General features: G+C 62.9%; 10 protein-coding genes. 4 read left to right on the top strand and 6 right to left on the bottom strand.

Annotation, left to right across the window (positions count from 1 at the left end; translation table 11 throughout):
- Positions 1 to 25 precede the first annotated feature (25 nt).
- Positions 26 to 718, top strand: a complete 693-nt coding sequence (locus IHQ43_RS10470) for a GNAT family N-acetyltransferase (RefSeq protein WP_007956163.1) — start codon at positions 26 to 28, stop codon at positions 716 to 718.
- 145 nt (positions 719 to 863) lie between these two features.
- On the opposite strand, the gene IHQ43_RS10465 is transcribed toward IHQ43_RS10470, so the two are convergent.
- Positions 864 to 1,670 carry a class I SAM-dependent methyltransferase gene (locus IHQ43_RS10465; protein ID WP_192564264.1) on the bottom strand — a complete coding sequence of 269 codons (807 nt, stop codon included), beginning with the start codon at positions 1,668 to 1,670 and terminating at the stop codon, positions 864 to 866.
- Between the two features lie 163 nt (positions 1,671 to 1,833).
- On the opposite strand from IHQ43_RS10465, the gene IHQ43_RS10460 reads away from it, so the two are divergent.
- Positions 1,834 to 2,202: a hypothetical protein gene (locus IHQ43_RS10460; protein WP_192564263.1), complete on the top strand. Its 369-nt coding sequence runs from the start codon at positions 1,834 to 1,836 to the stop codon at positions 2,200 to 2,202.
- Here IHQ43_RS10460 and IHQ43_RS10455 read toward each other — a convergent pair.
- The 5 genes from IHQ43_RS10455 to IHQ43_RS10435 all read right to left on the bottom strand — a co-directional run bounded on the left by IHQ43_RS10455 (position 2,193) and on the right by IHQ43_RS10435 (position 10,698).
- Positions 2,193 to 3,629, bottom strand: a complete 1,437-nt coding sequence (locus tag IHQ43_RS10455) for a sigma-54-dependent transcriptional regulator (protein WP_192564262.1) — start codon at positions 3,627 to 3,629, stop codon at positions 2,193 to 2,195. The two genes, IHQ43_RS10460 and IHQ43_RS10455, sit on opposite strands and share 10 nt — an antisense overlap.
- Positions 3,598 to 5,091 (bottom strand): sensor histidine kinase, encoded by a 1,494-nt coding sequence (locus IHQ43_RS10450; protein WP_192564261.1) that lies wholly within the window; start codon positions 5,089 to 5,091, stop codon positions 3,598 to 3,600. The genes IHQ43_RS10455 and IHQ43_RS10450 overlap by 32 nt, the downstream gene beginning before the upstream one ends.
- Before the next feature lie 104 nt (positions 5,092 to 5,195).
- On the bottom strand, positions 5,196 to 6,266 hold the full coding sequence (locus tag IHQ43_RS10445) for an SCO family protein (protein WP_425220296.1): 1,071 nt from the start codon (positions 6,264 to 6,266) through the stop codon (positions 5,196 to 5,198).
- A 17-nt stretch (positions 6,267 to 6,283) separates the two neighbouring features.
- Positions 6,284 to 9,091 carry a multicopper oxidase domain-containing protein gene (locus IHQ43_RS10440; protein ID WP_192564259.1) on the bottom strand — a complete coding sequence of 936 codons (2,808 nt, stop codon included), beginning with the start codon at positions 9,089 to 9,091 and terminating at the stop codon, positions 6,284 to 6,286.
- 158 nt (positions 9,092 to 9,249) lie between these two features.
- Positions 9,250 to 10,698 carry a sensor histidine kinase gene (locus IHQ43_RS10435; protein ID WP_192564258.1) on the bottom strand — a complete coding sequence of 483 codons (1,449 nt, stop codon included), beginning with the start codon at positions 10,696 to 10,698 and terminating at the stop codon, positions 9,250 to 9,252.
- A gap of 399 nt (positions 10,699 to 11,097) precedes the next feature.
- Here IHQ43_RS10435 and IHQ43_RS10430 point away from each other — a divergent pair, with 399 nt between their 5' ends.
- Positions 11,098 to 12,444: a hypothetical protein gene (locus tag IHQ43_RS10430; RefSeq protein WP_192564257.1), complete on the top strand. Its 1,347-nt coding sequence runs from the start codon at positions 11,098 to 11,100 to the stop codon at positions 12,442 to 12,444.
- A gap of 35 nt (positions 12,445 to 12,479) precedes the next feature.
- A complete protein-coding gene (locus IHQ43_RS10425; RefSeq protein WP_192564256.1) occupies positions 12,480 to 14,714 on the top strand; it encodes an Ig-like domain-containing protein in 2,235 nt (744 codons plus the stop codon).
- The last annotated feature ends 63 nt before the right edge of the window (positions 14,715 to 14,777 follow it).

The following is a 14,777-nucleotide window of genomic DNA, read 5'->3' as shown; positions in this document are numbered from 1 at the left end:
CCGGGCTTCGGCCACGGAGGGCATCATGAGCGTCATTGAAAAGCTGCGCGAACGTATCAAGCAAAAAGGCCTGGGCCGCACTTTCGGCACGTTGTGGAAACGCTACGTGTTCTTCCATTGGGAACTGTTGTGGATGGAGCGCGACCTGGTCAGCCCGGTACCGCCGCACAAGCTGCGCCCCTACGACGGCCTGCGCAAAGTCGACATCACCGCCGAGAATGCCGGCGCGTTCGCCAGACACTTCGGTGACCGCGTGGAAACCATGGCCGAACTCGCCAACGAGGGCCACACCGGGCACATGTACCTGGACGCCGACGGCCATGCGGTCGGGTTCATCTGGGGCAGCATTCGCGACTACCACGACCGCCACTATTACGGCTGCACCTTCCCGGTCAAACCCGGCGAGTTCTTCGAATTCGGCGGCGAAATGACCCGCGCCTACTTCGGCAGCAGCCTGTCGGTGGACGTACAGGTCGCCCTCTGGGAAGCCATGGCCGCCCAGGGTTGCAACAAGGTGGTGGACGTCTGCGAAACCCACAACATCCCCGCGCTGAAACTGCACATCCGCATGGGCTACCACGAACAGGGCCGCGTCATGCACGTCTATTGCCTGTTCGGCAAATGGCGCTTCTTCCGCGAAACCCGCTACGAAGGCTCACGCCTGGACCCACTGCGCAAACCGGGACGGCCGGTGGTGACGGCGGCTGCGCAGGCTTGAGATTTGTGGCAGCTTTGCGGCCGCCTTCGCGGGCAAGCCCGCTCCCACAGGGATCTACGGCAATCACGTATTTTGTGGTCGACATAAATCCTGTGGGAGCGGGCTTGCCCGCGATAGGGCCAGTCGCCGCACCTCAATTGTCAGGTCAGGACTTCACCCCCACCCACGTAAAACACATCGGCATCTGCGCCTCGCGGTTCTGGTACTGGTCGTACACTTCTTCCCGGTTCGAGTGCGGGTATTCCTTGAAGTGCGTGATGTTCAGGCCGGCCTCGAGGGCGGCGGTGAAGATCGCGCCGAGGTTGTGCACGAACCAGTAGGACTTGGCCGCTTGCTGTTCGATCTTGCCGACGTAGACGATCGGTTCTTCCTGCACGAAAGGTTCTTCGCGAAAGTACGAGGTGGCAAGGCGAAACGGGTCTTCGGCCTCGGGGTCGACCATTTCCAGGAACGGGTGGGTCTCGTAGATCACCAGTTGTCCGCCCGGTTTCAGGGTCGAGGCGACGTGGCGAAAGAACTCGCCGATGTCGGGCATCCAGCCAAAGACGCCGATGGTGATCAGCGCGACGTCGAAACGGGCGCGCAGCGATTCAGGCAAATGATGAATATCGGCTTCGATGAATTCGGCCTTGTGCGGCGAGCGCTTGTTCAGTTCGCGGGCCTGTTCGAGAAACGCGCTCGACTGATCGACACCGACCACACTCCGTGCGCCGAGGGCGAACAGTGACAGGCTTTCGCGGCCATTGTTGCAACACAGCTGCACGACGTCTTTGCCATCGACCCCGACCTGCTCGAGCAAGCCGCGAAGGGTGTCGTCGAGGCAGGAAAAGTCAGCCTGCGTGACTTCGCTCAGCAAGGCCTGCCAGTCGGGCGAATCCTGGTGATGACGGGCGGAATCGTTCCACGCCTGACGATTGCTCTCGACGGCATTTTTATTGTTTGGCACTTCCATGGCGCACTCCGGACGATGCTCTTGATTGAGCGGCCCGAGTCTAGTTCAGCCTCGCGCAACAGGTTGTTGCGAACTTGTAAGCCGACAAAACCTGCACCAACGCCTGCACCGCGGGCAGCTATAGTTAATAGCCTTGGGGAAATACGCTTCCACAGGTGCTGCCATGCCAATGTTCAATCGACTGCTGTTGTCCACCTGTCTGCTCGCCGCCACGCAGGTGCAGGCGCTGGACAGCAACTTCAACTACTACGGGGCGGATCAGCCTTTTGCCCACCCCGCTCCGCCGTCGCTGTCCGCTCAGCCGCCTCGGCCGTTCGATGACGCGTCGCCGCAGGATTTCATCGTCATCCCGGATCGCCACGTGTTCCATGACTCGCAGCTGCCGACCGTGGCCGATGCGACGGTGCGGGTATTCATCCGCACCTACGATGCCGAGCGCGGCATTTACGTCAACGACGAGGTGCTGGACCCGACGTGCGTGCTCGAATGCCTGAGCCCGCCGAATCCACGCAGCAACGCCGTTTACCACTGACGCTTGTCCGGGCGCGCCAGGCCGAGCTTTTCGATGCGGTAGCGCAGCATGTCGCGGCTCAGGCCCAGCAGGCGCGCCGATTTGGTGACGTTCCAGTCGGTCTTGTCGAGCATCTTGCGCACCATGTCGCGCTCGACTTCCGGCAGGTTCATCGATTCGGTGTTGCTCGCCGGACGCGGTTCGAAGTGCGGGTGCTGCACCTCGTGCTGATGCTGCGGTGGCAGCTCATCGCACAGGCTCATGCACACGTTCAACTGGTGCGCGGCGATGGTGTCGCCCGGCGCCAGCAGCACGGTCTGTTCGAGCATGTTGCGCAGTTCGCGCACGTTGCCCGGCCAGGTGTAACTGAGCAGCAGCTCCTCGGCCTGATCGCTGAAATGCAGGTTCGGTTTGCCATAACGCTTGCCGTGGCTGGCGAGGAAGTGCCGGGCCAGCAGCAGGATGTCTTCGCCACGGGCGTACAGGCGCGGCACCTTGATCGAGATGATCCGCAGGCGGAAAAACAGATCGCGGCGGAACTTGCCCTGCTGGACCATCTGCTCAAGGTTGCAATTGGTGGCGCTGATCACCCGCAGGTTGACCTTGCGCTCCTTCACCGAGCCGACCCGGCGAATGGTACGGTCCTCCAGCAGCTTCAGCAGCTTGGCCTGCAACAGCAAATCCATTTCGCCGATCTCGTCGAGAAACAGCGTGCCGCCATCAGCGGCCTCCACCAGCCCGACCCGGCGATCCTTGGCGTCGGTGAACGCGCCTTTCTCGTGGCCGAACAGTTCCGATTCCACGAGGTTGGACGGAATCGACGCACAGTTGAATTCAATGAACGGGCCTTTGCTGCGCGGGCCGTCGAAATGCAGCGCGCGGGCCACCAGTTCCTTGCCGGTTCCGGTTTCGCCTTCCACCAGCACCGGCGGTAGATCGCCATTGGCCATGCGCCGCTCGGCGTCGAGCAACTGGCCGATGGTGTTCTTCAGGTACTGCATCGGCCCCGATTCGCCGATCAGCGCCTGCACCCCGGATTTCTGCGCCTCGCGCTCCTGATAGAACGACAGCGTGCGTTCCATCTTTTCGGTAGCCAGGGCCTTGTCCAGCAGCAGTTTTAGCTCCGGCAGCGCAACCGGTTTGGTGACGTAATGAAAGGCGCCCTCCTTCATTGCGACCACCGCGTCTTCGACGTTGCCGTAGCCGGTCATCATGATCACTTTCAGTTCCGGCGCGCTGATGCGCAGCTTCTGGATCAGATCGTGACCGCTCATGCCCGGCAGCGAGTTGTCCGTCAGGACGATGTCCGGCATAAAGCTTTCCAGTTGCCCCAGCGCGTCCTCGGCCGAGTGGCAGACCGTCACCTCGAAGTCTTTGCGCTCCAGGTAGGTCTGAATATTCTCGGCCAGCAGTTCGTCATCCTCGACCAGCAGAATGCTGTGTTCCATATTCCCCTCCCGATGCCACTCTAAAGTTGAGACTGACGCGGGTTCCTTCCTGCTCGCGGCTGGTCAGCACGACCGACCCCTGAAACCGCTCCATGATTCTTTTGACCAACGCCAGGCCAACCCCGAGGCCGCCCTGCTTGGTGGTGAAAAACGGCTTGAACACCAGCTGTTGCTGCTGCGCGCTCATGCCTTTGCCGGTGTCGCTCAGGGTCATGCGCACATGACCGGTGTGCGGTGTTTCAATCTCGACACTGAGTACGCCCCCCTTGGGCATCGCTTCCAGGGCGTTGGCAAACAGGCTATTGAGTATTTGCGTCAGCAGCACCTTTTGACTGACGACCGGCGGGCAATTTTGTGGCGTGAATCGCACTTCGACGCCATTGCGCCGGATCAGCGCGTCAAACGCTCCCAGGGTGTCTTCGACCGCCGCCAGCAATTCCACCGCCTCGCCGTCGTCACTCATCGGGCGCAACGACACCAGCAGCTCGCGGACCCAGCGCGACATGCGGTCGACCTGGCTGATGATGTCGCCGATGTTGCGCTGCGCGCCGGGGCTGGCGATTTCCTGAGCCAGTTCGGCGCTGGAGCGAATGGTCGCCAGTGGATTGCGCAGGCTGTGGGCCACCGCCGAGGACATCTCGCCCAGGGCGACAAAGGTTTCGTTGCTGATCAGTTGCTGCTGCTGGCTCTGCAGCAAGGTCGAGGCACGCCGCACGATCCAGAACAGCCCCAGGTAGATCGCCGCGCCGCCGAGAATCGTCGCTGCCCAGATCGAGGCGAAACCCCGGTCGATGCGGTCCACCAGATCCGCCGGCTCCTTGTAGATCTCGACCATGGCGACGACTTTGCTTTTGTCGGCGTTGAACATCGGAATGTAGTTTTCGATGAACAGGTATTTGGGTTCGCGGGACAGCTTCTGTTCGGGTTTTTCGTCGTCGATCTTGTGGTAGCTGGAAGACACCGGCACCTTCATTTCGAATGACTCGTCCAGCTCGTCGTCATCTTCGATCTTGACGTTGATCAGCTCGGGGTTGGTCGACCAGATGATCGTGCGGTCCAGGGCATACACCGTCGCCAGCAGGACGTCCGGCAAGTGTTCGACATGATCGAGAAACTCGGTACGGGCCGCAGCATGAGACAGCGGGTCGACGTCGGGGTAGTTCCCGTCCTGGCGCGGGTCGAGCATCTCGCCCATGGTGCGTTGCGGCGTGATGTTGGCGTGGCGCATTTCCGCATCGCCGATGGCCTGCACGAATTGCGCGGTGAGCAGTGCATCGCGCTCCACGCTTTCGGTGACCACGAAGCGCGTGGAGATATACCCCAACCCCAGCGCCACGGCCGCGATGATGAAAAAACTGGCCAGCGAGAACCAGCGCAGCAGATTGAACTGCCCGCCCCAACTCTTGATGGCTGCCAACGCTACGTTCGGCGCTGCGGTTTTTTGTTCTTCCAGTCGCTGCATGGGAATGCCCTGGCGTTTTTGTGTCGAGCCCGTTACAGCCGCCTTCTCGAATGAGTGTAGGTGGCAATGACCGTGACACACGGTTCAATGATGCTATTTAGCCGCTACTGCATACGACTCACCGCGTCGCTCGCAGAACCCGGTTTTACTGGCGTCAACGCCCCGTCGGCCAAGGGTTGCACGGACGGATGCTGACGCTCGGTTTCGGCACTCAAAAAGTCGATGATCGATTGCGCTGAAGCTTCATCCAGACGCAGATTCGGCATCGGGATTCGCTCGTATTGCTCGAACAGTTGCAGTGCGATCGGGTCTTTTTCCGCCAGCACCCGATCCGGTTCGCGGATCCAGCGATTGAGCCAGGCCGGATCACGCTGGCGGGTCACGCCGATCAGGTCCGGGCCGATGTTGCGCATGCCGATGCCTTCGCCGTCCTGCGGGCCGAGGCTGTGACATGAGGCGCAGCGGGTGCGAAACAGCTCTTCGCCATTGCTCGGCGGACGAATCTGCGGGGCGTCGGCGTAGCTTTCCTCGGTGCTGGCCTGTTTCCAGTTCTGCAAGGTGTTGGCGAGCTGGTCGGCGAGGATCCACGGGTTCTCGAACGGCGAAGCTTTCATCCAGCGCCCGGTGCTCTGGTTGCCGACGATCAGGCTCAGGTTGTGATCCTTGGTGCGGCCGTTGTCGACGCCTTCGATGAACAGCCCGAGTTTCTTGCGCAACTCGGTGACGTCTTCGAACTCGCCGGTGAGGAATTTCCAGCCGGGGCCGACCTTGAAGCGTTGCGAATAAGCCTTGAGCACTTCGGGGGTGTCGCTCAGCGGATCGATGGTGATCGAGTAGAAAAAGATGTCTTTCCCGACCCGGTCCCCCAGCAGTTTCTGCACCTGACGCAGGCGTGCGGTTTCCAGTGGGCAGGAGTCGCTACAAGAGGTGAAGATGAAGTTGATCACCACCACCTTGTCTTTGATCAGGTCATCGAAAAAACGCACCTGCCGACCGTCCTGGTCGGTCAGCAGGGTGTTGGGGAAATAGTCGCCACCCCACGGGGTGGCGGATTCGCTGGCGCCTTCGGGCTGCGCCTGATGGGCGATGAGCACCTGACTGCCGAGCAGGCAGGTGACCAGCACCAGAATCAGGTGCATGCCCAGGGCGCGGGAGCGCGGCGTTGGCTGTGTCATGTCGGCTCCCTCCCTGCTCATGGTTTCACGGTCACTTGCGGGCCGAGGCCGTCGCCAGTGCGGAAGGTTGGCAGCGCGGCGGAGTTGACGTAGCGCACGCCATCCCAGCTCGGCAGCGGTGTCGGCATCAACTGCAGTTGCCCGGGTTTCTCGAGGTCCCAACGCAGCAGCATCGAGTTGTCCTCATGCTGGGTGTTGTGGCAGTGCTCCATGTAGGTCCCGGCAAACTCGCGGAAGTTGATCGCCATCTCGACACTGTCCAGACCATCGTTTTCCGAACCGATGCGGTAGACGTCTTTGCGCGCCCATTTTTCCCACTCAGGCGGTGCCTTGCCGCCACGGCTGAGGATGATGCCTTCCTCGAAGTGCACGTGTACCGGATGGCTCCAGCCCTTGCCGCCGGCCTTGATGTTCCACACTTCCAGGGTGCCGATGCCGCTGACCCCGGCGTCGGTCGGGCCGCTGGCGAGTTTGGTCGAGGCATTCAAGCGGCGCGGGTCCATGTGGAAGCCGAAACCGCCATCGGTCTTGATCGTCCACGGCGCTTCATCGGTGCCGTCGGCGCGGCCGAAGATGAAGGTGCGGTGCAGCGCCTTGGCGAGCAGGGCTTTGTCGGCAGCGTTGTCGCGGTGGATCTTCAGCGGAATCATCACCATGCCTTCGGCCTTGCCCGGTTTGGCCGGTTCGTAGGCCGCCGGGTCCATGGCCAGGTCCTGGCCGGTGTACGCCTTGACATTGAGTTGCAGGACCTTGCCCACCACCGGGTCACCTTTGTCCCACTGCGGCCCCTTGCTGGTCTGCTTGATCACCGGCAGGTATTTCTCGGACAGCACGTCGGCCAGCGAAATCACTTCTTTCGGGCCTTTGCCGTCGTCCTGGGCCTGCAGGTTGACGAAGAACACCTTGTCACCCGGTTTGATGCCGTTTTTCGCGAAGTTGACGATGATGTCGAACCGCTCGGCGATGCCCTGGGTCGGCAGAATCGCGTTGTGGTTCTGCTTGTCGCCGTCGGCATCCAGGTCCATCGAGCCGTCGAACGGCACGCTGTGTTCCATGATATTGCCGTCGTTGGCGATCATGTGGAACGGCACGCGGCTGTAAGACACGCCGGAGTTTTTCGGCCCCTGGAACTCACCGCCGGTGCCTTTGACTTCACGCACCAGCGCGAGCTTGAAGTAACGCGACACCGAACCGTTGAGGATGCGGAAGCGATAACTGCGCGCCCGCACGTCGAGGGTCGGTTTCCACTGCCAGTTGACCAGCACCTGATCGCCGATGAAGCCGTCGGTGTTGAACGGGTTGAACCACAGCTGACCTTGCTGATCCCAGGCTTTATCGGCAAACACCAGGTTCACGTCGTAGTCGCGGTTGCCCCACGGCAAGGCGCTGCCGCTGGGGAAACGCAGGTTGACGCCGTCGTTCACCGATTCGTTGCCACGGTCCAGGGCGCTGTAGTAGTTCATCATCGCCGCGTTGCCCTTGTAGACGTTCTGCGCGGTGAAATCGAGCATGTGGTCGTGGAACCAGTGAGTGCTCATGGTTTCGCGCCAGTCGCCGCGAATCTTGATGGTGCCGTGGTCGCAGGTCTTTTTCGCAGGCTGCAAGTCGTTGACCCACAGGGTTTCCCCCGGTGCGCACGGGAATGCAGCGCGTGGATCTTCCGCCTTGGTGTTGATGCTGTCGTAACCGGCGAGCTGGATCGGCCACCGATAGTCGTAGTACTGGCCGGGGAAGAAGAACGCGTTGGCATAACCATCGCTTTCCGCCGGCGCGTGGCCGTTGTGCTCGTGGGTGGTGATGGTGTGCAGACCGAAACCGCGGTTGGCGGAGGGATCAATCGGCAGACCGTTGTAGTGCCGCATCAGCACCGGCTGGCCGTAGCGCACCATCAACAGTTTCGGCGGCAGCGTGCCGTCGAAGGTCCACACCGAGTTGTGATCCTGCACCGGCATCGCCGGGTGGAAGCGCGCATCGACGCCCTTGGCCGTGCCATCGGTCGCCGGCACGCCAGCGACGTTGTGGTAAAGACCGCCGGGGCCGAACTCGCCGACCGCATAACCGTGCATCTGCCGACTGTCACGCAGGCCGCCGTTCAGACGCGCACCGGTCTGCACGGTCTTGTAGGCCACTTGCGGGTAGAACTCGTTCCAGCGCTGATGAGCCCAGCCTTTTCCCGGTGGCCGGCCTTCGGCGGAGGAGCCGATGTGACGGTTGAGGAAGATTTCGATCTGCGCCTGCCAAGGGTTGCGGTCAACCACGTTGGCGAACTGACTCGGGAACGGCGTAAGCCCCGGTTGACGCAAAAACGCATCCAGCGCCGTGCCGGGAGGCGCACTGCGGGCGATGCTGTTCGGGTCTTGGGCCGGCGCCGGGCCGATGGCGGCCGGCGGGAAGCTCAACGGCGCGGCCGGTGTGGTCGGGTCGAGTTTTTCCGGACCGAACTCTTCGAACAGCACCAATTGCTGAGTAAACGGCTGGGCACCGTACAGCGGGCTCGGCTTGCCATTGGTGGGGTAATTGAAACTGGTCTGGACGGTCGGCGGCAGGATGTTCTCCGTGCGCGTCGTGTTGCGCGTTCCTTTGATCCCGTCGGGCAGATCGAAGGAGTCTTCGTTGGCCTCGGGCATCGTCAGGATCGCGTTGAGTGCACCGGCGCGGTCTGCGGGCTCGTCGTAATAGGCCGAAGGGTCGGATGCCTCCGGCTGATTTTCGTCGTCGATCGGGCTCGCTCGAACCCCGGATATCTGGCCGAGGGTCAACATCAGAAAGACGCTCAGTGGCGTCAACAGGAACAGCTTTTTGGGGTCACGCATTGCTCTGTCCATCACCAGCCGCCTCATCTAAGGAAGGGGTGATGGTGTTTTGCAATTACCTCGCCAAAAAATCATTTCCAGTTGTAACAGGGACTTGCACGCGCTGTTGCATTCCCCACTCCCCGGTGACCGGGGCCTGACACCCACTGCTGGGGGAAGTTCACCCCAATCTACTGGACGAGCTGAAAGGCCAGACGAACGGTGGTGCCCTCACCTTCGCGACTGTTCAACGTCACGCCACCGCCGAAGCGTTCCATGATCCGTTTGACCAGCACCAGCCCCACGCCGAGGCCGCCCTGCTTGGTGGTGAAGAACGGCCGGAACGCCATGCTGCGCTGCTCTTCGTTCATGCCTTTGCCGGTGTCGCTGAGCACCACGCTGACCCCATGGCTGTCGGCCGGCTCAAGGGTGACGGTCAACGTGCCGCCCTTGTCCATCGCCTCGAGCGCATTGGCCAGCAGACTGTTGAGGATTTGCGTGAGCTGCACCGGCTGGCTCAGCACCATCGGCGTCTGCTGGGGATGAAACACCACATGCACGCCAGCCTTGGCGATCTGTTGCTCGAACGCCATCAGGCTGTCGTGCAGCGATGCCACCAGGTTCACCGGTTCGGGGTCGTCATTGAGCGGTCGCAGTGATTGCAGCAGCTCGCGCACCCACTTCGACATGCGGTCGACCTGGCCGATGATGTCCTTGATGTTCTTCTGCGCCGGCCCTGCGTCGAACTCCAGCGCCAGTTCGGCACTGGAGCGGATGGTTGCCAGCGGGTTGCGCAGGCTGTGGGCCACCGCCGAAGACATCTCGCCCAGCGCGACAAAGGTTTCGTTGGCGATCAGTTGTTTTTGCTGGGCTGCCAGCAGGATCGCCGCGCGCCGCACGATCCAGTACAGCCCCAGGTAAATCAGTCCGCCGCCCAATGCGGTGGCCAGCCAGATCAGCGTCAGGCCGCGCTCCATGCGGGCAATCAGGTCTTTGGGCTCTTTATAGATCTCGACCATCGCCGTGACATTCTTGCCCTCGGCGTCGAACAGCGGGATGTAGTTTTCGATGAAGATGTATTCCGGCGGTACCACGAACTTCTGTTCTTCACGGCCCTTGTCGACGTCGTGATAGCTGGCCGACACCGGGATCTTTTCATCGAACGCCCGGTCGAGGTCTTCGTCGGCATGGATGCGGGTGTTGACCAGCGCGGGGTTGGTCGACCAGATCACGGTCCGGTCCGGCGCATAGATGTTGGCGAGAATCACATCCGGCAGGTGTTCGATGTGATCGAGAAATTCGCCCCGGGCGCTGGCCCGGGCCGCCGGGTCGACGTCGGGAAAGTCCTTGTCCTGGCGCGGGTCGAGCAGTTCGCCCATGGTGCGGACATTGGGGATCGAAACGTGGCGCACTTCAGCCGCCGCAATCGCCTGAATGAATTGTGCGGTCAGCAAGGCATCGCGCTGTACGCTTTCCTCGATCACGAACCGTGTCGACACCGCCCCGAGCGCCACGGCCACGGTGCCGATCACTGCCATGCTGATCAATGAAAACCAGCGCAACAGGTTGAACGGCTGCTTGCGCGAGTTCAGCCGCTGGCTGCCCTCCTCGATCGGTAGCGTTTTTGACTGCATGTTCATGGCGGCGACTTCCCGATACGTCCCTATAGGGTTATAGCCCACGGTTGGGTGTTTGCCCGGATGCGGGTGCCCCACAAGCCCCCCGGATAACCACAAAACCCTGTGGGAGCTGGCTTGCCAGCGATGGCGTCGTGTCAGTCACTACTTTGGGCACTGGAAGTCCGCCATCGCTGGCAAGCCAGCTCCCACAGAGTTCAGTGCAGCGCCCGCCCCCACAATCCCCAATGCTGGGGACAGTCGCCCTATCCGGGCTTGCGCCCTTTCCCCCCACGCCAAGCCGCCAAGCCTTGCACCACGGGCGTTTGCGGCCGGTTGGTCCGTCGTTGGTATGGAAGTTGTAAAGCCCTCTGCAACTGACCCATCCCCAAGGGGCAGGTACTTTGATAGAGGGATTAACTCATGCACCCTTTACTGTCCAAAACCGCGACCGTCCTGGTCGTGAGCGCCTTGGCCCAGGGCATTGCCCAGGCCGCTCTGTTCGCCGTCGACCCGGGTCCCTACACGCCGGCCAATGGCGGTTTCGCCAGCTGGTATCAGGACACCCACGGTCGCACCCTGGATCTGTGCCTGTCCAAAGCACTCAGCTCCCGCGTGCCGAGCACACCGGGCGCCCCGTCGTACATGTGCTCGCTGCTGCCGACCCCCGGCGTGTTCGATGACACGCAACCGATCGTGTTCCCCACCAACTTCCCCGATGAAGCGTTCTGGTTCACCGGCGAGACCTCGCTGGTGGATGCCGCGCGCGGAATCAATCTCGGTTATGTGAGTGCCGTCGAAGCCGCGTTCGCCGCCGAAGAGCCGGTGGAAGGCGATCAGGTCAGCTTTGCGCGGATCCGCATTCGCGTGGATGTGCCGACCGCTGGTACCTACGTCATCACCCACCCCTACGGTGTCGATGTGTTCAACGTCGACACCCCCGGTCGCCGCGCGATCAACATGACCCGCGACATCGGCATCGGCACTCCGAAAACCTACGACGGCGCGCTCAAGGGCGATATCGGTCCGTTCCTGCGCAGCGTCAACGGGCCCTACACCGAGACCAACCCGGTGAGCGGCGCGGCCGAGCAGTTTGTCGGCGACCCGAACCTCAACGAAGCCGTGACCGGCAGCCCGTTCAACACCAACTACGTGCGCATCGAAGGCCCGGGCGGCATTGACCTGCGCACCACGACCTTCGCCGTGTCCGGCAAGTTGTCGACAGTGGTGCGGCCGACCCCGCTGATTCCGCAGCGCAGCACCTACTCGCGCAAACCCGGCGACAGTGCGCCGGTGGCCCAGCAAGACGTGTTCGTCCAGGCCCCGCCAGCGCCGGGCACTGCCGCCATCACCAGCAGCACGCCCGTGGTGAACATGAAAGAAGCCGACAGCACCGGCAGCTGGTACGCGCAATCGGCGGTCAACCCGACCTTGCCGACCGTGCTGCAGGTTACCGCCGACAACCACCTGGCGATCGCCACCAGCTCGCCGACCACCCTGCCCATGACCCTGACCGACCTGGTGGTGATCCAGCGCGCCGAGTACAGCCTCAGTTCCGGGCAATTGACCGTGGTGGCCTCGACCAGCGACGAAACTTCGCCGCCGGTGCTCACCGCCACCTCCGGCACCGGCGCCACCATCGGTGCGCTGGGCGGTGATGGCGCGGTGAAAACCCTGGCCACCGGGATCACGCCGATACCACCGGCCAAGGTTCGGGTGACGTCGTCCAACGGCGGCAGCGATACCGAAGAAGTGGTCATCGTGCAATGAACGCTCACATGCCCAGATCCGCATCAGGAGGCATCATGAACAAGTGGCCACGCTTCGCGCTCAACGCGCTCGGGCTGACAATCTCGCTGACCGGCAGTGCGTTCGCGCAACTGGCCGCCGTCGATCCCGGCCCCTACACCTTCGCCACCGGGAAATTCCCGATGTGGTACCAGGACAACAACCTGCTGTCGATGGAGCTCTGCCAGTCGCGCGCCGCCAGTTCGCGGGTGCCGGTCAGCACCCCGCCGGCGTACATGTGCACCCTGCTGCCGGAACCGGGCGTGTTCGATGACACCCTGCCGATGGTGTTCCCCGACAACTGGCCACCGGAAGCTTTCTGGTTCCTGGCTGAAACCAATATCCCGAACAACGGCGCCGGTTTCGGTGTGGACGCCTACGTCGCCGGGATCGAAGCGGCGTTCGCCTCAGAGAATCCGGTCGATGGCGATCAGCAAAGCTTCGCGCGGATCCGTATCCGGGTGAACGTCCCGGTGGCCGGCACCTACACCATCACCCACCCGTACGGTGTTGAAACCGTCAACGTCACCACACCGGGCCGGCGGGCGATCAACATCACCAAGGACATAGGCATCGGCGCGCCGGGCAACTTCAGCGGTGCGCTCAACGGCGCCATCGGCCCGTTCCTGCGCAGCATCAACGGCCCGTACACCGAAGTGAACCCGGACACCGGCGGCATCGAAACCTTCGTCGGCGACCCGAACCTCACCGAAGCGGTGACCGGCAGCCCGTTCAACACCAACTTCCTGCGGATCGATGGTCCGTCGGGCGCAGGCTCGATTCAGACCAACCTGTTCACCGTCGCCGGCAAGGTGCTCGATAACCGTCAACAGACCCACGTCGCCATCGACCGCGCCACCTATCGCCGGACCTCGGCCGGTGTGCGCGCCGAGGTATTCGCCAAGGCTGACAGCAGCTCGACCCTGTGCTTCCGCGAAACCCTGGCGCTGCTGCCTGGCCCGCCGCCGACGCCGTGCCAGACCAGTCTGCTGGGTGACAACAACGGGCTGTTCTTCGGCCAGCGCCTGGGCACCGGCACCCTGCCGTCGGTGGTGGTCGTGACCGCGACCAACCCCGCCGGCACTACCCGTCCGACCGCCGTCTCGGCCAAGCTCACCGACGTGGTGAAAATCCAGACCGCCCGCTACAGCTGGGCCAATCACAGCCTGCTGATCGAAGCCACCTCGACCGATGAGGTCGCGGTGCCGGACATGGTTGCCCAGGGTTACGGACGCCTGTCGAAAACCGGGACTCTGCAAAAAATCACCGTCGCCGACCTGACTCAGCCTCCGGCCACCGTCACGGTCAAATCCGCCGCTGGCGGCAGCGACACCGAGCCCGTCGTGGTGGTCGGTGCAGCACCGGACACCGGTGAAAACCAGGCACCGCTGGCCGTCGCCGACACTGGCAGCACCAGCTTCGGTGTGCCGATCACCCTCAGCCTGTTGACCAACGACAGCGACCCGGACAACAACGTGCCGCTGACCATTACCGCGCTGACTCAACCGGCCGCCGGCCAGGGAACTGTGGCGCTGAGCGGCACCACCTCGGTGGTCTACACCCCGCCAGCCGTGGTGACGACACCGCTGACCACGACCTTCACCTACAAGGCGCAAGACAGCAAAGGCCTGGCCTCGGCCAACCCGGCGACCGTGACGATTACCGTCGCGCCCAACCGGCCACCGACCGCCGTCGCCGACAGCGTCGCCACCCTGGGTGTCGCGATCCCGATCAACGTCCTGGCCAACGACACCGATCCGGAAGGCAACACGCCGCTGGGCGTCGCCAGCCTGACCCAACCGCCGGCAGGGCGCGGCACGGTCAGCACTGACGGCACGGTGATCACCTACACCCCACCGGCCACCGTGACCACGGCTTTCACCACGACCTTCACCTACATCGCCCGGGACAGCTTCGGCGCCCAGTCGACGCCGGCGACCGTCACGGTGCAAGTGTCGCCACGGCCAGCGGCGGAAACCTTCACGATCACCACCTCGACCGTACAGGCCCGTTCCGGCGGACGCTTCAACTGGGACTTCGCCGGCACCTCGTCGGTGACCACCGGCAACACCATCACCGTGCAGGTCACCACCCCGACCGGATTGGTCACCCTCGGCACGACGACGGTTCCGGTCACCGGACGCTGGCGGCTGACGCTGAACAACACGACGGTCGTGCCATCAGCCAACCCGACCGCCACCATCCGTTCGTCCCAGGGCACCGTTCGCACCATCTCGGTGACCACGCTCTGAGCCCACGCCCCACCCGACCCACACCGCCTGGCGCGGGGTGGGTGGGGCTGACTCAGCCACGAT

Source organism: Pseudomonas gozinkensis (assembly GCF_014863585.1).
Lineage (GTDB): Bacteria > Pseudomonadota > Gammaproteobacteria > Pseudomonadales > Pseudomonadaceae > Aquipseudomonas > Aquipseudomonas gozinkensis.
The sequence above is the reverse complement of the archived record's forward strand: the minus strand, read 5'-3'. Positions and strand labels throughout refer to the sequence as shown.

Coding starts and splice junctions, on each gene's coding strand:
- IHQ43_RS10470 (WP_007956163.1), top strand. CDS start 26: ATGAGCGTCATTGAAAAGCTGCGCGAACGTATCAAGCAAAAAGGCCTG.
- IHQ43_RS10465 (WP_192564264.1), bottom strand. CDS start 1,670: ATGGAAGTGCCAAACAATAAAAATGCCGTCGAGAGCAATCGTCAGGCG.
- IHQ43_RS10460 (WP_192564263.1), top strand. CDS start 1,834: ATGCCAATGTTCAATCGACTGCTGTTGTCCACCTGTCTGCTCGCCGCC.
- IHQ43_RS10455 (WP_192564262.1), bottom strand. CDS start 3,629: ATGGAACACAGCATTCTGCTGGTCGAGGATGACGAACTGCTGGCCGAG.
- IHQ43_RS10450 (WP_192564261.1), bottom strand. CDS start 5,091: ATGCAGCGACTGGAAGAACAAAAAACCGCAGCGCCGAACGTAGCGTTG.
- IHQ43_RS10445 (WP_425220296.1), bottom strand. CDS start 6,266: ATGACACAGCCAACGCCGCGCTCCCGCGCCCTGGGCATGCACCTGATT.
- IHQ43_RS10440 (WP_192564259.1), bottom strand. CDS start 9,091: ATGGACAGAGCAATGCGTGACCCCAAAAAGCTGTTCCTGTTGACGCCA.
- IHQ43_RS10435 (WP_192564258.1), bottom strand. CDS start 10,698: ATGAACATGCAGTCAAAAACGCTACCGATCGAGGAGGGCAGCCAGCGG.
- IHQ43_RS10430 (WP_192564257.1), top strand. CDS start 11,098: ATGCACCCTTTACTGTCCAAAACCGCGACCGTCCTGGTCGTGAGCGCC.
- IHQ43_RS10425 (WP_192564256.1), top strand. CDS start 12,480: ATGAACAAGTGGCCACGCTTCGCGCTCAACGCGCTCGGGCTGACAATC.